Source organism: Leucobacter sp. G161, from assembly GCF_001482305.1.
Lineage (GTDB): Bacteria > Actinomycetota > Actinomycetes > Actinomycetales > Microbacteriaceae > Leucobacter.
Map to the genome: position 1 here is coordinate 23,339 of NZ_LOHP01000043.1, position 24,848 is coordinate 48,186.

At 66.4% G+C, this 24,848-nt stretch carries 18 protein-coding genes; 9 read left to right on the forward strand and 9 right to left on the reverse strand.

What is annotated here, in order from left to right; translation table 11 throughout:
* Positions 1–32: 32 nt before the first annotated feature.
* The 3 genes from AUL38_RS03335 to AUL38_RS03345 are packed head-to-tail and all read right to left on the reverse strand — an operon-like array spanning position 33 to position 3,699.
* Complete coding sequence (locus tag AUL38_RS03335; RefSeq protein ID WP_059059281.1) at positions 33–812, reverse strand: ABC transporter ATP-binding protein; 780 nt, start codon at positions 810–812, stop codon at positions 33–35.
* Entirely contained in the window at positions 809–2,680 is a 1,872-nt protein-coding gene (locus AUL38_RS03340; protein ID WP_059059282.1) for a dipeptide/oligopeptide/nickel ABC transporter permease/ATP-binding protein, read from the reverse strand. Before AUL38_RS03340 ends, AUL38_RS03335 begins: the two co-directional genes overlap by 4 nt.
* Positions 2,677–3,699, reverse strand: coding sequence for an ABC transporter permease (locus AUL38_RS03345; protein ID WP_083506548.1), 1,023 nt, complete (start codon positions 3,697–3,699; stop codon positions 2,677–2,679). Before AUL38_RS03345 ends, AUL38_RS03340 begins: the two co-directional genes overlap by 4 nt.
* A gap of 211 nt (positions 3,700–3,910) precedes the next feature.
* On the opposite strand from AUL38_RS03345, the gene AUL38_RS03350 reads away from it, so the two are divergent.
* Positions 3,911–4,753, forward strand: a complete 843-nt coding sequence (locus tag AUL38_RS03350) for a M55 family metallopeptidase (protein WP_059059283.1) — start codon at positions 3,911–3,913, stop codon at positions 4,751–4,753.
* A gap of 85 nt (positions 4,754–4,838) precedes the next feature.
* On the opposite strand, the gene AUL38_RS03355 is transcribed toward AUL38_RS03350, so the two are convergent.
* Positions 4,839–5,750 (reverse strand): serine hydrolase, encoded by a 912-nt coding sequence (locus AUL38_RS03355; protein WP_059059284.1) that lies wholly within the window; start codon positions 5,748–5,750, stop codon positions 4,839–4,841.
* A 131-nt stretch (positions 5,751–5,881) separates the two neighbouring features.
* Positions 5,882–6,961, reverse strand: a complete 1,080-nt coding sequence (locus AUL38_RS03360; protein ID WP_083506549.1) for a Glu/Leu/Phe/Val dehydrogenase family protein — start codon at positions 6,959–6,961, stop codon at positions 5,882–5,884.
* Between the two features lie 91 nt (positions 6,962–7,052).
* Here AUL38_RS03360 and AUL38_RS03365 point away from each other — a divergent pair, with 91 nt between their 5' ends.
* A complete protein-coding gene (locus tag AUL38_RS03365; protein WP_059059285.1) occupies positions 7,053–7,517 on the forward strand; it encodes an Lrp/AsnC family transcriptional regulator in 465 nt (154 codons plus the stop codon).
* Positions 7,518–7,547: 30 nt separating this feature from the next.
* Here the strand turns inward: AUL38_RS03365 and AUL38_RS03370 are convergent, their stop codons facing one another.
* Positions 7,548–9,452 (reverse strand): FAD-dependent monooxygenase, encoded by a 1,905-nt coding sequence (locus tag AUL38_RS03370; RefSeq protein WP_059059286.1) that lies wholly within the window; start codon positions 9,450–9,452, stop codon positions 7,548–7,550.
* 131 nt (positions 9,453–9,583) lie between these two features.
* Between AUL38_RS03370 and AUL38_RS03375 the strand changes: the two genes are divergently transcribed.
* The 3 genes from AUL38_RS03375 (at position 9,584) to AUL38_RS03385 (ending at position 13,604) form a co-directional block, all read left to right on the forward strand.
* Positions 9,584–10,288, forward strand: coding sequence for an IclR family transcriptional regulator (locus tag AUL38_RS03375; RefSeq protein WP_059059287.1), 705 nt, complete (start codon positions 9,584–9,586; stop codon positions 10,286–10,288).
* 133 nt (positions 10,289–10,421) lie between these two features.
* The gene (locus AUL38_RS03380; RefSeq protein WP_059059288.1) at positions 10,422–12,272 is read left to right on the forward strand and encodes a thiamine pyrophosphate-binding protein; all 1,851 of its coding nucleotides are present in this window, start codon (positions 10,422–10,424) and stop codon (positions 12,270–12,272) included.
* 594 nt (positions 12,273–12,866) lie between these two features.
* Complete coding sequence (locus AUL38_RS03385; RefSeq protein ID WP_153006454.1) at positions 12,867–13,604, forward strand: hypothetical protein; 738 nt, start codon at positions 12,867–12,869, stop codon at positions 13,602–13,604.
* 211 nt (positions 13,605–13,815) lie between these two features.
* Here the strand turns inward: AUL38_RS03385 and AUL38_RS03390 are convergent, their stop codons facing one another.
* Positions 13,816–15,192 carry an MFS transporter gene (locus tag AUL38_RS03390; RefSeq protein WP_059059290.1) on the reverse strand — a complete coding sequence of 459 codons (1,377 nt, stop codon included), beginning with the start codon at positions 15,190–15,192 and terminating at the stop codon, positions 13,816–13,818.
* Between the two features lie 266 nt (positions 15,193–15,458).
* Here AUL38_RS03390 and AUL38_RS03395 point away from each other — a divergent pair, with 266 nt between their 5' ends.
* From AUL38_RS03395 to AUL38_RS03405, 3 genes are all read left to right on the forward strand, one after another.
* A complete protein-coding gene (locus AUL38_RS03395) occupies positions 15,459–16,394 on the forward strand; it encodes a helix-turn-helix domain-containing protein (RefSeq protein ID WP_059059291.1) in 936 nt (311 codons plus the stop codon).
* 116 nt (positions 16,395–16,510) lie between these two features.
* Positions 16,511–18,604, forward strand: coding sequence for a primary-amine oxidase (locus AUL38_RS03400; RefSeq protein ID WP_059059292.1), 2,094 nt, complete (start codon positions 16,511–16,513; stop codon positions 18,602–18,604).
* A gap of 91 nt (positions 18,605–18,695) precedes the next feature.
* Positions 18,696–20,117, forward strand: a complete 1,422-nt coding sequence (locus AUL38_RS03405) for an aldehyde dehydrogenase family protein (protein ID WP_059059293.1) — start codon at positions 18,696–18,698, stop codon at positions 20,115–20,117.
* A gap of 75 nt (positions 20,118–20,192) precedes the next feature.
* Here AUL38_RS03405 and AUL38_RS03410 read toward each other — a convergent pair whose 3' ends face one another.
* Together AUL38_RS03410 and AUL38_RS03415 are read right to left on the reverse strand one after the other, a co-directional pair.
* Positions 20,193–21,572: an MFS transporter gene (locus AUL38_RS03410; RefSeq protein ID WP_059059294.1), complete on the reverse strand. Its 1,380-nt coding sequence runs from the start codon at positions 21,570–21,572 to the stop codon at positions 20,193–20,195.
* Between the two features lie 187 nt (positions 21,573–21,759).
* Entirely contained in the window at positions 21,760–23,925 is a 2,166-nt protein-coding gene (locus AUL38_RS03415; protein ID WP_059059295.1) for a malate synthase G, read from the reverse strand.
* 109 nt (positions 23,926–24,034) lie between these two features.
* Between AUL38_RS03415 and AUL38_RS03420 the strand changes: the two genes are divergently transcribed.
* Positions 24,035–24,796 carry an IclR family transcriptional regulator gene (locus AUL38_RS03420; protein WP_059059296.1) on the forward strand — a complete coding sequence of 254 codons (762 nt, stop codon included), beginning with the start codon at positions 24,035–24,037 and terminating at the stop codon, positions 24,794–24,796.
* Positions 24,797–24,848: the final 52 nt, after the last annotated feature.

Genomic DNA, 24,848 nt, shown 5'->3' on the forward strand with positions numbered 1-24,848 from the left:
GTTGGGCAAGAGGTGAGTAGTGGACAGGTGAGTTAGAGCGACGGCACTGCCGCGATCAGCTCGCGGGTGTAGTCATGCGTGGGCGCGGTCATCACGTCAACCGTGTCTCCGACCTCCACAAGGGCACCGCTACGCATCACCGCGACGCGATCGCAGACGATCCGCACGACCGCCAGATTGTGACTGATAAAGAGCATCGAGAACCCGAGTTCCCGCTGCAGCTCCTTGAGGAGATTGAGCACCGAGCCCTGCACGGAAACATCGAGCGCCGACGTAATCTCATCGGCGAGGATCACCGCGGGCTTGGCGGCAATCGCTCGCGCGACCGCGACGCGCTGGCGCTGACCGCCAGACAACTGTGCGGGCATGCGCAGCGCCGTCTCGGCAGGGAGCGCAACGGCGCGGAGGAGATTCGCAATCTCGTCCTTGCGTGCCCGCAGCTGCGGCGTCGATGTCCCCTCTCGACGGTGTGCGGCGATGAGCGCTTCGTCGAGCGACTGCCCGATGCTGCGTCGGGGGTTAAAGCACGACTGCGGATCCTGGAAGATCATCTGCACTCGGCGCCGCTCGCGGAGAACCGCTCCGCGTGCGTGCGAGATTTCGGTGTCCCCCAGCAGGATCCGCCCACCCGATGGCTCAGCAAGCCCCACCGCTGCGCGCGCAATCGTGGACTTGCCTGACCCGGATTCTCCGACCAGGCCGAGCACTTCGCCGGCTCGGAGGGTGAGGTCCACTCCGTCGACAGCGGTAAACGCGGACGCGCCATGCCCGTAGGTGATGCTGAGCGACTCGAAGGTGAGCTGGTTACTCATCGCGCTCCTCCTTCAAAATCAATCAGGCTAATAGCGCCGGTTGGTGGCAGCACGGCCTCAAGCACGCCGATTGGCGAGGTTCCCGTGAAGTCTGCGTCGTCTGGGATCGAAGCCATTGGTTCACCCCGCGGGCTCTCCATGGTCGGCACGGTCGCCATGAGCGCCCGCGTGTATGGATGCACCGCGTGACCAGCCCGCAACTCGTCGGCGGCAATGTCCTCGACGAGTCTCCCCCGATACATCACGAGCACTCGCGTGCACAGCGACGTGACCACCGCAATGTCGTGCGACACGAACATGATGGCGGTGCCGTCGACTTCGTTGATCCGCTTGAGCAGCTCGAGAATGCCCGCTTGCACGGTGACGTCGAGCGCAGTCGTTGGCTCGTCGGCAAGGATGAGCGACGGCTTCCCAATGAGGCCGGCAGCGATCATCGCGCGCTGCCGCATGCCGCCAGAGTATTCGTGTGGGTACTGCGAGTATCTGCGCTCTGCGTCCGGGATCCGCACGGCGTCAAGCCTGTCGATGGCGGCCTGCTTTGCTTCGCTGCGGTCCATGTCGAGGTGCAGCATGCCGGTCTCCGCGACCTGAGTGCCAACATGCAGCGCAGGGTTGAGCGACGACATGGGGTCCTGGAACACCATCGCCAGACGCGTTCCAAAATGGTGATCGAGCGATTTCGGGTGACCGTCCTCGCTGAGCACGAGATCCTCGCCGTCGAAGCTCGCCGAGCGAGCCGTGACGTGCAGCGGGGATTCAACGAGCCCAGCGATCGACATCAGCGTGAGGCTCTTGCCCGAGCCGGACTCACCAACGACGCCGACGATCTCGCCGCGCGCAATATCGAATGAGACGCCGTCGACGAGCGGTCGCAGCTCTTCCTCGCCCTGCGGCGCGTACACCTTTAGCCCGCGCACCGAAAGCACGAGTTCGCTCGCTGCATCCGTGGCAATCTGGCCGGTAGCCGAAGCTGCCGCGTCGACCGCCGCCGAACGGGATCGCGCGAGTCGCTTCAGCATTCTGCTCGAGAGGGTGCGCTGTGCGCCGACGGCGAGCACCCGGTTGAGGACCTCACCGAGCAACATGAATGTCATCCCCGCAAGAATGATGGCGACACCGGGCACCAGCGCCGCAGCCGGCGTAATGAAGATGCGGCTCACGCCTTCATTCAGCATCCGCCCCCAGTCGTACTCCGGAACCTGAATGCCGAGGCCGAGGAACGACAGCCCCGCGAACGCGAGGAGTGTCCCGCCCGCGGTGAGCGCGGCATTCACGAGCAGTGGATCGCGAATGTTCGGCAGTACGTGCCGCAACACGATCTGCCGCTTCGGAACCCCCAGCACGAGCGCAGCCGACACGTAATCGCGCCCCCACACTGATGCGGCGAGGTTGTGCACGAGACGCGCATAGTTCGGCATCATCGCGATCGCAATCGCAAGGCTCGCCGCAAACCCACTCTGACCGAGGATCACCGAGAAGGCGATCGCCAGCAGGAGCCCAGGAAACGCGACACCGATATTAATGCCGGCCACCAACCAGCGCCCCGGTGTGCCGCCGAGCACGAGCGGGAGGAGACCGAGCAGCACTCCGCAGACGATCCCAACGGCCGTCGCGCTCAGCGCCATGACAACCGAGAGCCTCGTGGCGACGAGTGTACGCAGCAGAATGTCGCGACCGCTGCCATCGGTGCCGAAAATATGCTCCGCGCTCGACGGCTGCGAAATCATACTGGTGTTCGTGACAGCGGCTTGCTGCCCCCAGATGATGGGAGCGAAGATCGCGAGGAACGCGAGCGCGGCAAACGATACTGCCGCAACGATGCCGAGCGGTGAGCGCAGCGCGGCGAGAAAACGATGGGTCGTGGTCATGACTTATCCAATGCAGTGCGCGGGTCCAACAGAATGAGGACGATATCGATGACGAGGTTGATCAGCAGCACCACCGCTCCGTAGAAAATGATGATGGCTTGGACAAGCGGGTAGTCCTTCTCCTGGATCGACTGCACGATCACGCCCCCGAGTCCTGGCCACGCGAAGATGCTCTCGACGAGCACGGTTCCCGCGATCATTCCACCGAGCGCCATACCCGAGATCGTGAGGGTCGAGGTGAGCAGGTTCGGTAGGACGTGCTTGCCGTACAACCTGACTGCTGGCATTCGCCGCGACCGGGCGGTGCGCACGTAGTCCTGCTGCAGCACCGAAAGCGTTTCGGCCCGAACGATTCGCGTGAGTCCCGCAGCAGGCCCGAAGGACAGCGCGATGACCGGCAAGATGTACGACGAGAAGCCGCTCCTGCCGGCGACTGGCAGCAGGTCGAGCGTGACCGCAAACAGGTAGACCAGGAGAATTCCGGCGAGAAACTCTGGAATCAGTGCGAGCGCGGCAGTCACCGAGTTGAAGCCCGCGTCGACGCCTGGCCGCCGCCCTCCGTGGGTGAGTGCGCCGAACGTCAGCCCGAGGCAGACCGCGACAATCAGTGAGATTGCTACGGCTGCCCACGCGATTTCGAGCGTTGCAGGGGCGCGCTGCATAATGACGTCGATAACGGGCATCCGCGAGCTGATCGATTCACCGAGGTCTCCGGTAAACAGCCCCTTCCAGAACGACAGGTACTGCACAAATACCGGGCGATCGAGCCCGAGTTCCGCGCGCCGCGCTTCGACGGCCTCGGGCGAGGCGTTCTCGCCAACCGACACGCGCGCCGGATCGCCGGGAATGAGCTGCATGAGCAGAAACGCCACGGTGATAAGCACAAACATCGAAACTACGAAGTAACCGCCGCGCCGAATCAGATAGGCCACCCACGGTTTGCTGACGAGGAACGACTCCCGCTTCTGCTTCGTGATCGGTGGGTCGTCCACTTCGGGACTCGCAGAAATAGCTGGCATGCGCTCTCCTCGCCGTTGGGTCATAGCTGCCTACTCAGTATTGCGGAGAACCAAATCCCCCCGCATTGTCGGACACTCCAGGCAACCTCCGCAAAAACTGTCCGGTTGACCAACATCCCCTGTGGGTTTCCTTCTAGGCTTCGAAGTTGGAAGCCTACGGCTTCGCCGCGAACAGAGTGTTCCGCGGGGCTCACCCGGGAAAGGTCAACGCATGCGCGTCTATATTTCAATCGACATGGAGGGCGTCGCTGGTATCGCCACAATGGATCAGGTCGTGCGGGGCGGTCACGGCTATCCTCGCGCCCAGCACCTCATGACCGGCGAGGCGAACGCCGCGATCGCCGGGGCCTTCGCGGGCGGCGCGACAGCTGTCACGATCAATGACAGCCACGGCACCATGGACAACCTCATCCACGAGGATCTCGATCAGCGCGCTCGCGTCGTCTTCGGGAGCCCAAAGATGGATTGCATGGCCGAGGGCATCGACAAGGACCATGATGTCGCACTGTTCATCGGCTACCACGCGGCCGCCGGCGGACCGGGAGTCATCGCCCACACGTTCTCCTCGCTGTTCAACGAGGTGCGCGTCAACGGCCGAGCCGTGTCAGAGGCCGACGTCAACGCGCTGCAGGCAGCCGCTGTCGGCGTCCCGGTCGCGCTACTCACGGGAGACAACATCATCTGCGCCGACATTGCGGCGACGCTGCCTGGCATCGAAACGGTCACCGTGAAGGAGGCGCACGGCTACAACGCCGCCGATTCCATTTCCCCCACCGAATCACGCCGCCTCATCGGCGAGGCCGCTGCACGCGCGGTCGCTGGCGCACGCACGCTGCACGTGAGCGAGGTCCCCGAGCGCATGGAGATCGAGATCGATATGCCCAACATTTCGGCAGCCGAGCTCGCCCAGATGATCCCGACCTCCGAGCGCACCGCGATCCGCACCATCAAGGTCGTTGCGCACTCTCCGCGCGAGGCAGTGAACTTCATCACCGCGTGCTACCAGTTCGCGGCGAACTCGATGCGCGCGATGCTCCCGCTCATCAACCGCTAACGTCACCTCCCCGCAGTGGGCGCGCACAGACGCTCATGCCTCAGGCCTCCCTCACGGGAGGCCTGAGGCATGTCACAGGGCGCTGTTACGCCCGCACGTTGAGCGCGTCGGACAGCAGCCGCGCGACCGTGCCAATGACGCGGTCTGCCTTTGGATTGCGTGAGAGCAGCTCCGTGCTGCGCAGGAACACCGCAATGGCGTGCCGCCTGCCATCCGCAAACTCAACAACACCGATCTCGTTGCGCACGATACCGAGGGTGCCGGTCTTCCCGCTGATCTTGACATCGTCCTGCGGAAAGCCGGAGCTCAGACGGTGCGGCCACACCTGCAAGCCAAGAATTCTGCGCGCCTCCGCGCATGCCGCCGGCGTCGCCGCGGCATCCGTCCAGAGCAGTTCGAGGAGGCGTGTCGCCTCGCGCGGAGTCGAGCGGTTGGTCTTCGCTGGCGTGCTCGCCGCAAACTCCGAGGCTGTGGCGACATCGTTGAGCGTCAGCTCTTCAGTGAGCGAGAGACCAGCCGCCTGCAGATCATCAGCGATGCTCGCAAAGAGCGTCGCACAGTCGCCCACAAGCTGCGTCCCTGGCAGCCCGAGTTCCGCCATCGTCGCGTTCACGCGGTCAACACCGACGAGTTCGACGACAATGTCGGTCGCCGCGTTGTCGCTGACCGTGATCATCGAAGTGGCGATATCGCGCAGCGACCATTCGGTCTCATCTGAGAACACGCTCAGTCCGGTTGGCCCACGCGTGACGCTCGCCGGCGACACGAGGATCCGCTGGGCGGGATCGAGTTCGCCCGCGGCGACCTGACGCACGTATTCGAGGAGCACGGGCACCTTAAACACCGACGCGGTCACCGTGGGCTCATCGAAGTGGTACCCAACTTCTGCGCCCGAGTCGAGGTCGCGCGCGTGCGCGAACACGCTCACGCCTGCCGCAGTTGCGGCCTCAGCGATGGCCTCGGAAACTGATTGTTGGTCGATCGTCTGCTGTGTCATAGTCGCAGACTAACGCTTCCGCGACGCACCAGCTTGGTTGACCAGGCCAAGAGCACCTCACCCGCATTGTCTCGCAACACAACAAACCGCCCGGAGCACTGCTCCGGGCGGTCAGTCGATGCGTCTGCAACCTATCGCGCGAGCATGCCCTCAACGACACGGTCTGCGGCGGCAACGGTGGTGATCCCCTGCTCATGCGCCTCGTCGAAGACGCGCGCGAGCGTGCCGCCGATCGCGTCGATTCGCGCGAGCCGAGCATCGAGGTCGCCCTCCGCGCCCAGGTAGAGCACCCCGCCGGCGTTCACGAGGTAGTCCGGCGCGTAGAGGATCCCGCGGCCGGCGAGCTGCTCGGCGCCGTTCGGCTGGGCGAGCTGGTTGTTCGCGGGGCCGACAACGGCGGCAGTATCGAGCTCGTCGATGACCTGCGGGGAGAGCATGCCGCCGACACCAGCGGGCATGAACACGTCTGCCGGCACGAGGTGCGCGGCTGCTGGCTCGGCCCACTCGGCCCCGAGCTCTGCGGCGAGCTCGCGCTTCGACTCGTTGATGTCCGAGAGTGTGAGCTGCGCACCCTCGTCGGCGAGACGGCGCGCGAGCGATGAGCCGACGTGCCCCAGGCCGACGATCGTGATCTTGCGGTCGCGTGCGTCTGCTGCCCCGTGCGTACGACGGAGCGCCTCGAGCAGCGCGGAGTGGACGCCGCGTGCGGTGAAGTCACCGGGATCGCCAAGCCCACCCTGGTCCTCGGGCAGCCCGACGGCGTGCGCGGTGCGCTCGGCAACGACGGCCATGTCCGCGGCTGTCGTGCCCACGTCCTCGGCAGTCATGTACGCGCCGCCCAGCGCCTCAACAGCATCCCCGAGATCCAGGAACGCGTCGCGACGCTGATCGCCCTCGAGCTTCTGGCCGGGAGCGAGGGCGATGACCGACTTGCCGCCACCTGCGGCGAGGCCCGCGAGGGCGTTCTTCGATGTCATGCCGCTCGACAGGCGGAGCGCGTCGGCGACTGCTTCGTCCCAGCTGCCGTAGTTCCAGACGCGGCAGCCACCGAGCGCCGGGCCAAGGACGGTGCTGTGCACGGCGATGATGATCGTCAGGCCCGAGCGCGGCCCGGTCGAGACGTTCAGGTGTTCGTGGGTGAAGCCGGTCAGGGACTGCGATGCCGCAGCTGTCGAATCAACCGAGGTCGCGAGCGTGGATGCAGGTGTCATGTCAAGAATTCAATCGGCAACTGGCAGTTCAAACAAGTGATCGTTGTCGCATTGATCGAAGTGACCGATACGTATCGCTTCTAATGACGCTATGTTGATCATTATGTATCTCCTCGACGCCACCGACCGGCGGATCCTCGCTGCCCTCGACGCAGACTCACGCGCGACCGTGCAGGCGATCGCGTACGAACTCGGTCTCGCACGCGGCACCGTACACACGAGACTTGATCGGCTGCAGCGCTCGGGCGCGCTCAAGGCGCACTCGCCGCGACTCCACCCGCCGGCGCTCGGCTGGCCGCTGCGGGCGCACATCACCGCCGAGGCGAACCAGGACAAGCTCGACCTCACGATCGCCGACCTCGAACAGATCCCAGAGATCATTGAGTGTGTCGCGGTGTCCGGGCAGAGCGACCTCTCGATCGAGATCGTTGCGCGCGACGCCGACGATGTCTACCGAATCACGCAGGCCATCATGAAGTGCCGCGGGGTACTCCGCACCGCGACGTCGATCATGCTGCGCGAACTCATCTCGCGGCGCCAACACCAGCTGCTCTAGCCGGCGGCGGCGCCGCGAGTCGTCTGCGCGTTAGCGCTCGAGGAGCGCCTGGCCGAGGAACTCGCCGAGCGCCTCCGGGGCGTCAAGCGGGAGGATCGCGGCGACGTACTGATCCGGCCGCACCACAACCACGACGCCGTCGCGGCTCAGCTCACGGATGTCGAAGATGTCCTCGCCGGGGTTCGCCGCGTAGATCTTCTCGTAGTCGGTCATACCAAGCGGCCCCGAGGCTGGGAGGAACAGCTTCGACAGCTCCTCGATGCGCACCTCGCGGTGCGGCTGCTGCATGACGGCTTTCACGTCGAAGAGCGAGTCGATGTCCTTGCCCTCCGGTGTGAAGCGGCGGATCGGCGACGCCTCGTTCTCGAGCATCCAATCAGCCCATCGCGCGAGCTGCTCGCCCGAGCGGTCGGCGAACGCGTACACGCGGTAGCGGCCGTCGGCGCGGTGGTGGTGACCGAGGTGGATCGGCACCGCGTCAGCGACGCGGGTCGTCTGGACCGACTTGAAGCGCTTGCCGATCGGGAACCCTGCGGCGAGCGTCTGGTGCTCGTGGTCGCTGGTGAGCATGGATTCGGTGTACTCGGTCATGAAACCCGCGGGGAACTCCGCGGTTTGCACGTAGAACTCTTCGAGCTCCGAGGGCGAGTCGAACTCCTCGGGCTTCTTCGCCATGAGCGTCGACCATTCCTTGTCGAAGTCGATGAGGTTCTTCGCGGTGACGCGCCGCTCCTCAGAGTAGGTGGCGAGCAGCGACTCGGGGCTGCGGCCTTCGAGCACGTAGCCGAGCTTCCAGCCGAGGTTCCAGCCGTCCTGCATCGAGACGTTCATGCCCTGACCGGCCTTCGCGCTGTGCGTGTGGCAGGCGTCTCCCATAAGGAACACGCGACCCTTCCCGTCCGGCGCGGTCTCCGCGTCGTCGAAGCGGTCGGTGAGGCGGTGCCCCACCTCGTAGACGCTGTGCCAGGGCACGTCACGCACGTCGAGCGTGTACGGGCTGAGGATCGCGTTCGCGCGGGCGATGATCTCCTCGAGCGGCGTGGTGCGCACCTTCTTGCCGTCCTCGGCCGCGACCTCGCCGAGGTCGACGTAGATCCGGCACAGGTGGTTCCCCTCGCGCGGGATGTGCAGGATGCTGCCGGCCTCCGAGTGAATGATGCACTTCTTGCGGATATCCGGGAAGTCAGTGACGGCGAGCACGTCCATGACGCCCCAGGCGTGCAGGGATGTGGATCCCGACAGCGATCCGCCGATCGCGCTGCGCACCCGCGAGCGTGCCCCGTCAGCTCCGATGACGTACTTCGCGCGCACGGTGCGCGTGCCGCCCTCGGTCGCCGAGTCCGCCTCGGCGGCGTTGATGCCGGCCCCGCGCTGCCCCGTGACTTCGCGGAGCGTCACGGTGACGGGGTACTCCCCCGTGCCGACCTCGAGGCCCTCGAATTCGTAGCCATAGTCGATGTCGCCGCGGGCCGGGGCGCGGCGCGCATACTCGGCGAAGTAGTCGATGACGCGGGCCTGGTTCACGATGAGGTGCGGGAACTCGCTGATGCCCGCAGGGTCGTCGTCGGTGACGGAGGTGCGCACGATCTGCGCGGGGTTGGCGGGGTCGGGAGTCCAGAAGTTCGTCTCGGTGATCTGGTAGGCCTCATCGGTGATCTGCTTGGCGAACCCGAAGGCCTGGAACGTCTCGACGCTGCGCGCCTGGATCCCGTCGGCCTGGCCAAGCACGAGCCGCGAGTCGCGGCGCTCGACGACGCGCGTGACGACGTTCGGGAACTGCGCGAGCTGCGCCGCAGCGACGATTCCCGCGGGGCCCGACCCGACGATGAGCACGTCGACTTCCTCCGGAAGCTCCTCGGGCCGATTGAGACCGACACCCTCGGCTGGCAGCACGCGCGGATCCGTGGAAACATAGCCGTGATGGTGGAACTGCATGGGTAATCCTCACTTCGTTGTGCCCTGAGAGCCTAGTGTTCAACTATTGAACACTGAATTCGAATACTGCACACTAGTTTATGCGGGCCAGCCCCGTCGCACAACACCGGACCCAACGATTAGGAGAGCCCATGGCCACCACCCCGACCGCAGGCTCACAGACACTCGCCCGCGGACTGCGCGCGCTCGAGGTCCTCGCCGAGGCCCGATCCCCCATCTCCATCGCCAGACTGTCCGAGGAACTCGGAGTCCACCGGTCGAACACCTACCGGCTCCTGCGCACCCTCGAAGAGCACCGCTTCGCGATCCGCGACGATGCCGGGCTGATCCGCCTCGGCCCGCGTATCGCCGCGCTCGCACACGGCGTCGCCCCGCAGCTCAACACCGCAGCGGCGCCAGCCCTCACCGAGCTCGCACACGGCCTCGGCATGACCGCGTTCCTCACCGTGCTCGACGCTGGCGACATCGTCACGCTCGCCTCGGTCGAGCCAGGCAACGTCGACGCGAGCATCGCGCGCAACCCGGGTGTCAGGCACCCCTGGGATCGCGGCGCCCCCGGCCACGCCATCGAGTCAGCCCTCTCACCGGCCGAACGCGAGGCAGCGTTCGGAGCAGCAGACCCGAGCCCTGCCGCGGTCGAGGCGCGCGAGCTCGGTTACGCGCTCAGCGAGAGCGAGGTCATCGAGGGCGTCACCTCCATCGCGGTGCCGCTCCGGATCCCTGGCGAGCCTCCCGCCGCGATCGCAATCGTCCACTTCCGTGTGCCCGATTCGCTCGACACAGTCACCGCCCGACTGCACCGGGCCGCGCGCGAGGTCCTTGCAAGCTACCGCTAGCCCGATCCGCTACACTACGAATTGTCCACCCGGGCTCCCCGGGTAAGGCACCCGAAAAAGGGGCGCTGCTGCGAGGCTTCGCGAGACATACACGGTCACCATTCACCGCTCGATCCAATGAAGGATTTCGCAGATGTCTCTCTCGCACCCAGTTTCGTCGACCCCGCAGACCCTCGCAGCAGCGACCGCCAAGGCGCTCGCTGAGCACGCCACACAGAGCTTCGGCCTCATGGGCAACGGCAACGCCCACCTCATCGACCACCTCGGGCACGCAGGCGTCGTCTACACCGCCGTGCGGCACGAGGCCGCGACAGTCGCAGCCGCCGACGCCTACACCCGGGTAAGCGGCAAGCTCGCCATCGCCACCACCACCTACGGTGCAGGATTCACGAACACGCTCACCGCACTCGCCGAAGCAGCGCAGGCACGCACCCCTATGCTCGTCGTCGTGGGCGATGCCCCCTCCAGCGGGCCGCGCCCCTGGGACGTCGACGAGGAAATGCTCAGCGCAGCGGTTGGCGTGCGACTCTTCACCCTCGGCGTTGCCAAGGTCGAGGAAACCGTCGATCGGGCCGCAGCATATGCCGTGCGAATGCGTCGCCCAGTCGTGCTCGGCCTGCCATACGACCTCGTGAACGCGCCCGTCGCCACCCCGGCGCCCGCCGTCACCGCTCCAGCCACGCCGGCCGGCATCGACCTCAACGACCCAGCCCTCATCGCCGAGCTCAGTTACTCCGCGGCAGACGACCACCAGGTCGCTCCAGTAGACCCCGCTCCCACGAGCATGTTGCCCGGCGCCATCGTGTCCGGTTCTACTGTGCCCGCCGCGCACCGTATCGAGGCCGCAGCCGAAGTGCTCGCCGGCGCCACGCGACCCATCATCATCGCTGGCCGCGGCGCACACCTCTCCGGTGCTGCGACCGAGCTCGGCGCACTCGCAGACCAGCTCGGCGCGCTCACCGCGACCACCGCGCTCGCACGCAACATCTTCCCCGAAGCGCACTACGACCTCGGTGTTGCCGGCGGCTTCGGACAGCTCAAAGCCATGGCCGTGATCGAGCAGGCAGATGTCGCGCTCGTCGTCGGAGCTGGCCTGAACCAGTTCACCATGCGCTTCGGCGAGCTCTTCGGGCCGGGAACCACCGTGATCCGCATCGACACCGAGCAGGTCGCTGCACCCAAGACCCAGCACCCGATCACTCACCAACTCTTGCAGGGCGACGCCCGTGCGACCCTCGAAGCCATCGCAACGGCGCTTCCCGCCGCGATTGCCGCGGCCGGTGGCGCACCTGCAGGCGCCGGCGGATGGCGGGCGGCTGTCTCTGGCCTCGAGCCTGGTGGCGCACTCCGTGCGCGCCCGACCGGCGACTCCGAGCTCTGCGCGGACGGCCTGCTCGATCCACGCGCCGCCGCAGCCCGCATCGGCGAACTTCTCCCCGAAGACCGGCACGTGACGAGCGACGGCGGACACTTCATTGCCTGGGCAAACATGTTCTGGCCGGTCGCCTCCCCCGAGCGCATGATCATGGTCGGGACCGCATACCAAACCATCGGACTCGGTTTCAGCACGGTGCCCGGCGTCGCCGCAGCTGCCCCAGACTCGACGATTGTGCTCACAACCGGCGACGGCGGCGGCCTCATGGGAATCGCGGACCTTGAGTCAGCGATCCGCACCGCGCGCAGCCAGGTCATCGTCGTCTGGAACGACAGCGCCTACAGCGCCGAGGTCCATCTCTATGGCGAGATGGGACTCGACCAGGGGCCGATGCTCATTCCGACCGTCAACTTCGCCGGTGTTGCGACGGCACTCGGGGCGGAGGGTGTCACCGTGCGCACACTCGCTGATCTTGCTGCGCTCGAGGCGTGGGTCGCCGCTGGCCGGCAGGGCACCATTGTTCTTGACCTGCGGGTGTCGGGCAGCGTTGTCGCCGATTACCAGCGCGAGGTGCAAAAGGTTAACGGCCTCGAGGTGCCGGAGGCCTAGCCTCTGGGCCTCAGCCCCCTGAGCCCCCTGAGCCCCCTGAGCCCCCTGAGCCCCGGGGCCCTGAGCCCCTGAGCCTCTGAGCCCCTGAGCGAGAGCGTCGCCCACAAGCCATTACCTCAGCGAGGTCATGAGCGTTCTACCGCAGGATGCTCCTGACCTCGCTGAGGTGATGGCTAGCCAGCACCGGAGCCTGAAGCACTTTCGCCGCTTGCAACCTGTTTCCACAGGTTGTCGGGTGACGCACCATCGAGATGCCAGGAGTGACACACTCCCAGCATGACTTTCTCCGGCCTTCTGGCAGAAGCAGCATCACATCTCTTACACCGCGACGATCTCGCGCGCGCCGGGATTGGCGCCCGTAAGATCACCGCAATGGAGCGCTCCGGAGAACTTGTACGCGTTCGTGCCGGAATCTTTGTTCCGCGCGCATATTGGGAGACAGCATTCCCGGAAGCCCGTCATGCGCTCGCGATACACACAGCACATCAGGCAGCACGGCGTCCTCCGGTGTTCTCCCACCGCAGCGCAGCCGTGTTACACGGCTTGCCTGCGTGGTCAGGCTCGTTGAACTCCACGGCGCAGGATCCCTTGCAGGTGCACACCACCGTAGCAAGGGGCTCGGACGCCACGTCCACACGCGTCACCCGCCGCCACATCGCGCACCTCTCCACTGACGATGTGACGCAGGTTGGCGAGTTTACAGCCACCAGCGCAGATCTCACGCTCGCCGACCTCGCACGAAGCGACTCGTTCGCGGTAGCGCTCGCCTGCGCGGATGCGCATCTCCACCGCAACATGGGGGCGCGTCATTCGTCCGCCACCCGTGGATGGGGAGATTGGCAGGATCGCTTCGAGCAGCGCTCGGCGTCGATGGCCGGGTACTCAGGAGTACGGGCAGTGCGGGCGCTCGCTGAACTGGCCGACCCGCGCGCTGAGTCGCCGCTGGAATCGCTCAGCAGACTGCGGTTTTTGCAACTCGGGCTCGTGCCTGAGTTACAGGTGTCTGTGCCTGCGAGGTCAGGAGGGCACCTGTATCTCGACTTCGCGCTCTCGGAGTTGGGGTTCTGGGGTGAGTGCGACGGAAAGTCAAAGTACACAAGTAGTGAGCTGCTGCGCGGCTCGTCGCCCGAAGAGATCGTCTACGCGGAGAAACGCAGACAGGAATGGATCGAGGGAACCACCGGGCTTCGGTGCATACGCTGGGGAGTGTCCGAGGTACGCACCCTCGAACGCTTTGCAGCCCATCTTCGAGCCCACGGAGTACCAGTTCCCGGGCACCCGAGCGAACTGGATACCCCGGCGACAGCACAGTTCCTCGCGGCCCTCCCCTGACTCGGCGTAGGGGGCTCGTCCGCCGCGCTCACCTCCCGCACCATCCAGACAGCATCGCTGAAACAGGATGACCTCAGCGAGGTCAGGAGCTTTTCGCTGCGAAAAAGTCCTGACCTCGCTGAGGTCATGTCATCTGAGCGCCCGTGGGTAGGGGTGCCAGGGGCACCAGGGGCACCAAGGGCAGCAGGGGCAGCACCCCGCGGTGAAGGGGCTAGACGGCCGCCTTCTCCCAGATAAAGTGGCCCTTCTGCTGCAGCTCTTCGTGCTCTGGGCCGAGCGGGATGTCCGTGCGGTCACGCAGCAGCAGCGTCGCGACAAAGGCAACCACCATGACGATCGCGATGTAGATCGCGACGGACGTTGAGGTGCCTGTCTGCGCGACGAGCCAGGTCGAGATCATGGGCGCGAATGCGCCGCCGATGATCGCACCGATCGCATACGTGATCGAGACGCCCGAGAAGCGGATCGACGCCGGGAAGAGCTCGGCAAAGTACGCCGCCTGCTGCCCGTAGGTGAGGCCGTTTCCGATCGCGAAGAGCGAGAGACCCAGGAAGAGGAGCCACACGTTTCCGGTGTTCACGAGCGGGAACAGGATAAACACGACGGCGAGGAAGGCGATCCAGCCGGCGATGTAGGTGTTCTTGCGGCCGATCTTGTCGGAGATCACGCCCGCGAGGAATGTCATGATGAGCCACACGACCGAAGCTGCAGCGACCGCAAGGAGCACGGGGGTGCGCTCCATACCCACATGGCCGCCGTCAGCGACGGGGGTGGTGGCATAGTTCTGGATGTATCCGCCCGTGGTCATGTACCCGGCAGCGTTATTGCCGGCGAAGGTGAGTGCGGCGAGGATGACGAGCAGCCAGTGCTTCTTGAAGAGCTGGACGACGGGAACCTTCGTCTGCTCCTTGCGCTCCGAGATCTCGGTGAACACGGGGCTCTCCTCGACCGAGCGGCGCACAACGAGGCCGACGATGATGAGCACGAAGCTCAGCAGGAACGGCACGCGCCAACCCCACTCGAGGAATGCCGCGCCCGGCGAGATAACGCCGGTCATGAGCGCGAGCATGCCCGAGGCGAGCAGCAGTCCGATTGGCACGCCGATCTGTGGGAAGGCACCCATCCGGCCACGCTGGCCTTCGGGTGAGTGCTCAACGGCCATGAGGACAGCGCCGCCCCATTCGCCGCCGGTCGACAGCCCCTGGAGGATACGCAGCAGCATGAGGAGGATCGGCGCGAGCATCCCGACCTGTTCATAGGTCGGGAGCACTCCGATGAGGGTTGTCGCGACACCCATAAGAATCAGGGTGACGACGAGGATCGCCTTGCGTCCGATGCGGTCACCGAAGTGGCCGGCGAGGAAGGCTCCGAGGGGACGGAACAGGAAGCTCACGCCGACGGTGGCGAAGGCAATGATGGTGCCCGCCTGGCCGCCTGCGGGCTTGAAGAACAGTTCAGCGAAGACGAGACCAGCCGCACTCGCATACAGGAAGAAGTCGTACCACTCGATGGTGGTGCCGATGACGGTGGCGGCCGCCACCCGCCGCAGTTCGCGCTGCGATGTGGGCGCAGCAGTTGGGGAGGACATACCCAGGAGACTCCTTTGTCGTTTAATGAACAGCGTGTGCGGTATTTGAACACCACAGCTCGGGAATCACAATACACGAAACACACGGTTTTCGCCGAGCTACAACAGAAAGTACGCAAAGTGAGTACCTACTTGCGTGGGGGCAACGCCCGGGTGCCGTGCCCGGGAGCGCTGCCCGCGCGCAGCGCTCCCGACTCAGCCCCGGGCCCCAGCGACGGTGCCGCACAGCGACTTGGCTTCCGAGCAATTCGATGTAGTCTGTGCGCATGATGGGGCAAAACCTAGCGGAGAGCCTCGGCGCGTTTCGAAACCAGGTGACGGACTCGTTCGTGCCGCTCGAGGTGACACGGGAGTACCGCGATCGCGGCGCGGCGTTCGGCGCGTGCATGACGTCGATTACGGCCGACGGCATCGCTTTCACCGAGGTCGACGCGGCCCCGCACATTGTGGAGCGTACGGAGGCGACGATCGCCGCCGGTGGCTCCGGTTACTACAAACTCAGCCTCATGCTCGCGGGCACCGGCCACCTCGTGCAGGACGGACGCGAGCTCCTGTTGCGGCCCGGCGACCTCGCCATCTACGACACTTCACGGCCGTACACACTGGGGTTTGACCAGGAGTTTCGCTCCCTTATCGTCATGTTCTCGAAGGACCGGCTCGATCTCCCCGTCCCCCTTACCGAACAACTGTCAGCGGCGTCCCTCAGTCACGAGCACGGTGGCCTCGCGCCGGTGATCGCAGGGTTCCTGTCGCAGTTCCCGGCCCAGCTCGATCCGCTCACCGCCGGCGTGCGCACGAAGCTCGCGCACACGAGCCTTGACCTCATCAGCACGCTGTGCGCCGAGGTGCTCGATGCCTCGGCCGCGCAGCGGGATCCGCACCAGCTGCTCCTGCAACGCATCTACGCCTACATCGAGGAGCATCTCGGCTCCCCCGAGCTCTCTCCCGGCAGCATCGCAGCTGCGCACTTCATCTCGAAACGGCATCTGCACGTGCTGTTCCGCGAGGCCGGCACGACCGTGTCGAGCCTCATCCGCGAGCGGCGGCTCGAACGATCCCGCGCAGACCTGCTCGACCCAGCACTGCACGGCCGCACCGCCGCGGCGATTGCCGCACGGTGGGGCTTTAGTGATGCGGCGCACTTCAGCCGCGTGTTCAAGGCAACCTACGGGGTCTCTCCGAGCGAGCTTCGCACCGCCTAACGACGCTTCGGTCACCGCGAGTCAACTCCGTTGCGCCCACGTGCAAGACCCAGCAGGGTGTGCCCTGCGATACTCAGCGTGGTTCACCATCTTTCAACGGCGACAAGGACGATTCAATGACGCACGTTCACGACTCTCACACCCCCGATGTCACGCACACGCACGGCAAGCGGGTCACGACCCCTGCCGAGGCGCGGCACCCGCTGGATCCCCTGACGGGTGAGGAAATTGCGGCCGCGCGGCGGATCCTTGCCGATGCCGGTCACGTTACGGAGCATACGCGAGTGCCGCGGATGCTCCCCGTCGACCCTCCGAAGGATGTGTTGGCCGCGTGGCGTGAGGGCGACGCGCTGGATCGCCGCATCCGGGTGACCTTGCTCGACCGCGACACCGGGGTGTCCTCGGAGGCGATCGTCTCGGTGAGCCGAGGAGAGATCGATGCGCTCACCGTGCTCGACACGGGATCGGCGCCCTACGGCCAGCCGCAGTACCTGTTCGAGGAGTACGACGCCGCGGCCCAGCTCGTGAAGGCCTCCCCCGAGTGGCAGGCTGCGATGCACCGTCGCGGGCTCGAGGAGCACATGGAGCTCGCGTTCTGTTCGCCGCTCGCCCCGGGCTTCTTCGACCGCGAGGACGAGGTCGGCAAGCGGATCATCCGCTCGCACACCTACCTCCGGTTCTCAGAGAGCGACAGCCCGTGGGCGCACCCGATCGAGGGGCTCGTCGCGCACGTCGACCTCACCGCGCGCCGAGTCTTCAAGCTCGACGACGAGGGCGATATTCCGGTCCCGCAGCAGCACGGCAACTACACGCTCGACGTGCAGGGACCAGCGCGCAGCTCGCTGAAACCCATCGAGATCACGCAGCCCGAGGGCCCGTCGTTCTCGGTCGATGGCAGCCTGGTGCAGTGGGAGAACTGGAAGTTCCGGGTCGGCTTCAACCAGCAGGAGGGCCTCGTCCTCAACCAGGTGACCTGGCGCGATGGCGACGAGGATCGCTCGGTCGCGACCCGCGCGAGCGTGCCAGAGATGGTGGTGCCGTATGGCGACACCTCGGTGAGCAGGCACTGGATCAGCTACTTCGACGCCGGCGAGTACCTCCTCGGCAAGAACGCGAACTCACTCGCGCTCGGCTGCGACTGCCTCGGCGTGATCCACTACTTCGACGCGTTCGTGCCCGACGACCACGGTAACCCCGTCGTCATCCCGCAGGCCGTGTGCATGCACGAGGAGGACTACGGCATCCTCTGGAAGCACACGGACCTGGCCGGCAATGCCGAGACCCGCCGCAGCCGCCGCCTCGTGGTGAGCTACTTCACGACGATCGGCAACTACGACTACGGCTTCTTCTGGTACTTCTACCTCGACGGCTCGATCCAGATGGAGGCGAAGGCGACAGGCATCGTGGTCGCGGGCGCCGGGATCCCGGGCAGTGAGGATCCGCACGGGCCCGAGATCGCGCCGGGCATCTTCACGCCCGTGCACCAGCACATTTTCTGCGCGCGCCTCGACGTCGCGATCGACGGCGAAGACAACACGCTGCACGAGATCGAGGCGGCGGGCATCCCGACCGGCCCCGAGAACCCCTACGGCAACGCGTTCACCTGGACGAACACGCAGCTCACGAGCGAGCTCGAGGCGCAGCGGATCGCGAACGGGCTGGCTTCGCGGGTGTGGGAGGTCCGCTCGGCGCACCGCACGAACTACGTCGGCAAGCCAACTGCGTACTGGCTCATTCCCGAGGGCAAAATGCTGCTCGCCGCGCAGCCCGAGTCGACCGTGCACGGCCGCGCGGCGTTTGCGACGAAGCACCTCTGGGGCACGCAGTACGACGCCGAGGAGCTGTACCCTGCGGGCTTCGCCCCGAACTCGCGGCAGCCGGGCGACGGCCTGCCGGCGTGGACGGCGGCCGACCGTTCGCTCGACGGCGAGGACATCGTGCTCTGGCACTCCTTCGGCCCGACGCACATTCCGCGCACCGAGGACTGGCCGATCATGCCCGTCGATTACTCGGGCTTTTGGTTCAAGCCGCACGGCTTCCTCGACCAGAACCCCGCGATGAATCTCCCTGCCGACGCCCGTGCGAGCGCCTCGTGCGCATCGGGCGACAGCACCGGCAACTGCTGCACGGCCGGCGGATGCGGCTGCTGCGCCGGAGACGCCTGCCGCTGCGGCAGCGCGAACTGCGGCTGCGGCACGCCGCGCGGTTGATCCGCCCGCACCCACAGCCACCTCACATCACCCACAGGTGCCCCGCCTAACCTGGGGCCGAACACGAATCCTTTCGAAGAGGAGCAGAACAATGAGCTACGAAACCCTACTCGCCGCAGTCACCGCACCGGCAGGCGCGTCCGGAGACCACACCCGCGAGGTCTGTGACCCCGCCACCGGCGAGCTCATCGGCATCGCCCCGGTGCAGGACGTCGCGGCGCTCGAGGCCGCCATCGACCGCGCCGAGGCCGCCCAGAAGGCGTGGGCGGCGCTGCCCGAGGCGAAGCGCTCGGAGTACCTGAACCTCGCCGCCGACGCTATCGAGGCGCACGCCGAGCCGCTCGCGGAGCTGCTGTCCCGCGAGCAGGGCAAGCCGCTCAACGGCCCGAACGCCCGCTTCGAGGTGGGCGGCTGCGTCGCCTGGACGCGCGCCGCGGCAGGCACCCCGCTCGCCCCCGAGGTCGTCGTCGACGACGAGTCGGGGTATGCCGAGATGCACTACCGCCCGATCGGTGTCGTCGGCGCGATCTCGCCGTGGAACTGGCCGATGATGATCTCGATCTGGCAGATCGCGCCGTCGCTGCGCATGGGCAACACGGTCGTCATCAAGCCCGCTGAGACGACAACCCTGTCGGTGCTCGCGCTCGTGCACGTCATGAACACGGTGCTCCCTGAGGGCGTACTGAACATCGTCCCGGGCCCCGGCCGCTCGGTGGGCGACGCGCTCGCCCGCAGCCCGAAGATCGGCAAGATCATGTTCACGGGATCGACGAAGGTCGGCAAGGGCATCGTCGAGGCATCCGCACCGAACCTCACCCGGCTCACGCTCGAGCTCGGCGGCAACGATGCGGGCATCGTGCTCCCCGACGCCGACCCGCAGGCGATTGCGGAGGATCTGTTCTGGGGCGCGTTCATCAACACCGGCCAGACATGCGCGGCGCTCAAGCGGCTGTACGTGCACGACTCCATCTACGACGCGGTTGTTGCGGAGCTCGCGAAGGTCGCCGAGGCCACCCCGATGGGTGTCGGGCTCGACGAGCAGAACCTGCTGGGCCCCCTGCAAAACCAGGCCCAGTTCGATGTGGTGGATCGTCTGGTTGAGTCGGCGAAGGCCTCGGGCGCGCGCGTCGTGACCGGCGGCACCCCCGACCGCGACGCCGTCGGTTTCTTCTACCCGGCGACCCTCATTGCCGACATCGACCCGCACCAGGAGCTCGTGCTCGAGGAGCAGTTCGGCCCGGCGCTGCCGATCATCCGCTACTCCGACGTCGACGAGGCGGTGCGGCTCGCAAACGAGGTCGAGGTCGGCCTCGGCTCGTCGGTGTGGTCGAGCGACCGGGCGAAGGCCCTCGAGGTCGCGGCGCGGCTCGAGGCCGGCACGACGTGGATCAACTCGCACGGCGGTCTGCACCCGATGATCCCGTTCGGCGGCATCAAGCAGTCGGGGTATGGCCGCGAGTTCGGCGTCGAGGGCCTGAAGGCGGTCGCGAACCCGCACGTCATTAGCGGTTAGCTCTCCCCAGCTGGTATCCGACTGCCCGGATCGCTCTCCTGCACACCCAACGGGAGCGACCCGGGCAGTTGGTCTTTATGCGGCCGGCTTCTCCCAGATGAAGTGACCGCGCCGCTGTTGCTCCTCGTGTTCGGGGCCGAGCGGAATGTCGGTGCGGTCGCGCAGCAGCATGGTCGCAACGAACGCGATGCACATCACACCCGCGATGTAGAAGGCGACCGAGGTCGAGGTTCCAGTGAACGTGACGAGGGCCTCGGAGATCATGGGCGCGAACGCGCCGCCGAGGATCGCGCCGATCGCGTACGCGATCGACACACCGGAGAAGCGGATCGAGGCGGGGAACAGCTCCGCAAAGTAGGCCGCCTGGGGGCCGTAGGTCAGGCCGTTGCCGATGGCAAACAGCGCGAGCCCGAGGAACAGCATCCAGACGCTCCCCGTGTTCACCATCGGGAAGAGCACGAAAATGACCGCGAGGAAGGCGATCCAGCCGGCAATATACGTGTTCTTTCGCCCGATCCTGTCGGAGATCACCCCGGCGAAGAACGTGATGGCCAGCCAAATCACGGATGCCCCAGCCACGGCCAGCAGCACCGGCGTACGCTCAAGCCCGACGTGCCCGCCCTCGGCGAGCGGTTTCGTCGCATAGCCCTGAATGTATCCGCCGGTCGTCATGTAGCCCGCCGCGTTGTTCCCTGCGAATGTGAGCGCTGCGAGCAGGACGAGCAGCCAGTGGTGTTTGAAGAGCTGCACGATCGGCACCTTGGTCTGCTGCTTCCGGGTCGCTATCTCGGTAAAGACCGGGCTCTCTTCGACGGCGCGGCGTACAACGACACCCACGATAATGAGCACGAAGCTCAGCAGGAACGGCACGCGCCAGCCCCATTCCAGGAACGCGTCACCCGGCGAGATCACACCAGTCATGAGCGCGAGCACGCCCGAGGCGAGGAGCAGCCCGATGGGCACACCGATCTGCGGGTAGGCCCCCATGAGTCCGCGTTTGCCTGCCGGAGCGTGTTCGACGGCCATGAGCACGGCCCCGCCCCATTCGCCGCCGGTCGACAGCCCCTGCAAGATACGCAGGAAGATGAGCAGGATCGGCGCGGCCAGGCCGATCTGCGAGTAGGTGGGGAGCACCCCGAGCAGCGTCGTCGCCGTGCCCATGAGCAGCAGCGTGATGACGAGCATTGCCTTGCGCCCGATGCGGTCACCGAAGTGCCCGGCGAGGAAAGCGCCGAGGGGCCGAAACAGGAAACTCACCCCGACGGTGGCGAAGGAAATGATTGTCGCGAACCGCGCGCCAGCTGGCGCGAAGAACAGCTCTGAAAACACGAGGCCGGCGGCACTCGCGTAGAGAAAGAAGTCGTACCACTCGACCGTGGTCCCGATGACCGTCGCAGCGGCGACCCGCCGTAACTCGCGTTGCGAGGTGGGCGGGTGCGCTGTAGTGGAAGACATTCGCGGTGGACTCCTGTGTCTGTTCGTGAACAACGTGCCCACTATTTATACACCAGACGAGACCAATACGCGACACCTATAGCGAACTTATCGCACACTAACGGGCATTAACTGACGCAGCAGGAACAGCACAGCGGCCCGGCGCGCACTGCACCGGACCGCTGTAGTGTTCAGCGAGGAGTCGAGGTTAGCCCGCGAGCTCAGCCTTCTTCCGCAACCGCAGCGCGTGCAGCAGCGGCTCGGTGTAGCCGTTGGGCTGTGTCGCGCCGTCGATGATGAGCCTGCGCGCAGCCTCGTATGCGGTGCCGGTGCCGCCCGTGAGGGATTCATACTCGGCGTCGCCGGCGTTCTGGCGATCCACGATCTCCGAGCACTTCGCGAGCGCGGCGTCGATCTCTGCCTCCGAGATCACGTCGTGCATGAGCCAGTTTGCGAGCAGCTGGCTCGAGATACGTAGGGTCGCACGGTCCTCCATCAGCCCGACATCGTGAATGTCGGGCACCTTCGAACAGCCGACGCCCTGATCCACCCAGCGCACGACGTAGCCGAGAATCGACTGCACATTGTTCTCCACCTCGGTCGCGACGACCTCCGGCGTGAGCGCACCCTCGGTTGCGAGCGGGATCGTGAGCAGCACGTCGAGGCTATCGGCGGCGAGCTCGGGCAGCCCGCGGCGGGCGGCGAACGCGTCGACCTGGTGGTAATGGAGCGCGTGCAGCGTCGCGGCGGTCGGCGACGGCACCCAGGCGGTCGAGGCGCCAGCGCGGACGTGGCCGATCTTCTGCTCGAGCATCGCAGCCATGAGATCGGGCATCGCCCACATGCCCTTGCCGATCTGTGCGCGACCGTCGAGGCCGCAGTCGACACCGATCGCGACGTTGCGAGCCTCGTAAATCGGCAGCCACGGCTGCTCACGGATAGCGCCCTTCGGGAGCATGGCCCCCGCGCGCATTGAGGTGTGGATCTCGTCGCCCGTACGGTCGAGGAACCCGGTGTTGATGAAGACGACGCGGTCGCTCGCAGCGTTGATGCACGCGGCGAGGTTGGCGGAGGTGCGGCGCTCCTCGTCCATGATCCCGATCTTCAGCGTGTTCGCCGGCAGACCGAGCAACGCCTCGACGCGCGCGAAGAGCGTCGCGGCGAAGGACACCTCAGCCGAACCGTGCATCTTCGGCTTCACGATGTACATCGATCCCTCGCGCGAGTTGCGCCCCTTGGCAGCGCCGCGGAGCTCGGCGAGCGAGCCGACCGCCGTCATGATCGCGTCGAGGATCCCCTCGAACACCTCGACACCGTTCGCGTCGTGCACCGCGGGGGTACGCATGAGGTGGCCGACGTTGCGGACGAACAGCAGCGAGCGACCCGGCACGACGAGCGCTTCGCCGCCGGGGGCCGTGTACTCGCGGTCCGGGTTCGCCGAACGGGTGAAGGTCTCGCCGCCCTTCGTGACGCGCTCCTCGAGCGTGCCGTCCATGAGGCCGCGCCAGTTGCGGTAGCCGAGCGCCTTGTCCTCGGCGTCGACCGCTGCGACCGAGTCCTCAAGGTCCATGATTGTCGTCAGCGCGGACTCGAGCTCGATGTCATTGATGCCCGCCGCGTCGGTGGCCCCATTGGTTCCCGCGCGGTCGATGACGATGTCGATGTGCAGTCCGTTGTGCGCGAGCAGCACGCGCTCAGGGGCGGCCTCGGCACCCCGGTACCCCACGAACCCTGCCTGATCCGCGAGCGTCGTCGAATCACCCTCGGCCAGCGCGACCACCAGCGCGCCGTCGACTACCGCATACCCGGTCGCCTCGGCGTGCGAGCCGCGGGCAAGCGGCACGTGCGCGTCAAGGATCCTGCGCCCCTCAGCGATAACCTCAGCCCCACGAGCCTGATTGTACCCCTTCCCCGGTGCGAGCTCGCCCTCGCGGGAGATCGCGTCGGTGCCGTACAGCGCGTCGTAGAGCGAGCCCCAGCGGGCATTCACGGCATTGAGCGCGAAGCGCGCGTTGAGCAGTGGAACGACGAGCTGCGGGCCTGCGAGGTGTGCAATCTCGGCGTCAACGCGATCAGAGGTCACGCTCACTGCGGCGGGCTCGGCCTCGAGGTACCCAATCTCCTCGAGGAACGCCCGGTAGTGCGCGGGATCGGGCTGGCCCGGCCGCTCAGAATGATAGGCATCGATCCGCGCCTGCAGCGCATCGCGCTGGGCGAGGAGGGCCTCATTCGCCGGGGTGAGGTCGCGCAGGATGTCCGCGACGCCCGCCCAGAATGCGCTGACGTCGCTCCCGTCTGCGGCGAGCGCCTCCTCGGCGAATTCGATGATGGGCTGGGCGACTGCGAGACCTGCGCGGTCTTCGATGTGGGTCATAGGAGGGGATCCTTCGCTCGGTGATTCGGGCAACCCGCTCAGGCAGGTCACAGGCTCAGCCTAGAGAATCCAACTGTATTTTGGAACAGCAATTCCGTATTATGGAATCATGAATGCAGCACCGAGCCCCACCGACGGCACCGTCCAGTCCGTCGCCCGCGCCTTCGCGATACTGGAAGAACTCGCGGCAGCCAGCGGCGAACTCCCACTCGCCGAGCTTGCTTCGGCCACCGGCCTCGCGCAGCCCACCGCGCACCGGCTCCTGAAGACCCTGCAGACGCTCGGCTACGCCCGCCAATCCGAAACACGCAGCTACGGTCTCGGGCCCGGGTTGATCGCGCTCGGCAACCGGGCCGCCCCGCAGCTCGCCGCGCGCGCCCAGCCGCTCCTCAACGAACTCGAGGAGCTGTCGCAGGAGACCGCCAACCTCGTCATGCTCGACGGCTCGATGGCCGTGTATGTCGCACAGCAACCCTCACGGCACCAGATGCGCATGTTCACCGAAGTGGGTAGGCGTGTACTCCCCCACTCCGCAGGAGCCGGCAAGGCGATGCTCGCCACCCTCAGCGAGGCGCGCGTGCGTGAGATCGTCGAACTGACAGGGCTCCCCAGATTCACGGACACGACCATCACCTCGTCCACACGCCTCCTCGCCGAGCTGCGCGAGACCAGGCGCCGTGGCTACGCACTCGACGAGGGCGAACGCGAGGTGGGCGTGCGCTGCATCGCCGTCGCGGTTCCAGGCGCGATGCCACCCGCGGCGCTTTCAGTGTCCGGGCCGGCAGCACGCATCACCGACGACATGACGCGCAGCATCGTCGAAGCGCTGCAGGGCGCCGCGGCTCGCCTCGCGGCCACCACGGACAGCTAGCTCGCTCCGCGCGCCCTCACCACCCGCTGCTAGTATCCCTCCCGAACGGCCA

Coding starts and splice junctions, on each gene's coding strand:
- AUL38_RS03335 (WP_059059281.1), bottom strand. CDS start 812: ATGAGTAACCAGCTCACCTTCGAGTCGCTCAGCATCACCTACGGGCAT.
- AUL38_RS03340 (WP_059059282.1), bottom strand. CDS start 2,680: ATGACCACGACCCATCGTTTTCTCGCCGCGCTGCGCTCACCGCTCGGC.
- AUL38_RS03345 (WP_083506548.1), bottom strand. CDS start 3,699: ATGCCAGCTATTTCTGCGAGTCCCGAAGTGGACGACCCACCGATCACG.
- AUL38_RS03350 (WP_059059283.1), top strand. CDS start 3,911: ATGCGCGTCTATATTTCAATCGACATGGAGGGCGTCGCTGGTATCGCC.
- AUL38_RS03355 (WP_059059284.1), bottom strand. CDS start 5,750: ATGACACAGCAGACGATCGACCAACAATCAGTTTCCGAGGCCATCGCT.
- AUL38_RS03360 (WP_083506549.1), bottom strand. CDS start 6,961: ATGACACCTGCATCCACGCTCGCGACCTCGGTTGATTCGACAGCTGCG.
- AUL38_RS03365 (WP_059059285.1), top strand. CDS start 7,053: ATGTTGATCATTATGTATCTCCTCGACGCCACCGACCGGCGGATCCTC.
- AUL38_RS03370 (WP_059059286.1), bottom strand. CDS start 9,452: ATGCAGTTCCACCATCACGGCTATGTTTCCACGGATCCGCGCGTGCTG.
- AUL38_RS03375 (WP_059059287.1), top strand. CDS start 9,584: ATGGCCACCACCCCGACCGCAGGCTCACAGACACTCGCCCGCGGACTG.
- AUL38_RS03380 (WP_059059288.1), top strand. CDS start 10,422: ATGTCTCTCTCGCACCCAGTTTCGTCGACCCCGCAGACCCTCGCAGCA.
- AUL38_RS03390 (WP_059059290.1), bottom strand. CDS start 15,192: ATGTCCTCCCCAACTGCTGCGCCCACATCGCAGCGCGAACTGCGGCGG.
- AUL38_RS03395 (WP_059059291.1), top strand. CDS start 15,459: ATGATGGGGCAAAACCTAGCGGAGAGCCTCGGCGCGTTTCGAAACCAG.
- AUL38_RS03400 (WP_059059292.1), top strand. CDS start 16,511: ATGACGCACGTTCACGACTCTCACACCCCCGATGTCACGCACACGCAC.
- AUL38_RS03405 (WP_059059293.1), top strand. CDS start 18,696: ATGAGCTACGAAACCCTACTCGCCGCAGTCACCGCACCGGCAGGCGCG.
- AUL38_RS03410 (WP_059059294.1), bottom strand. CDS start 21,572: ATGTCTTCCACTACAGCGCACCCGCCCACCTCGCAACGCGAGTTACGG.
- AUL38_RS03415 (WP_059059295.1), bottom strand. CDS start 23,925: ATGACCCACATCGAAGACCGCGCAGGTCTCGCAGTCGCCCAGCCCATC.
- AUL38_RS03420 (WP_059059296.1), top strand. CDS start 24,035: ATGAATGCAGCACCGAGCCCCACCGACGGCACCGTCCAGTCCGTCGCC.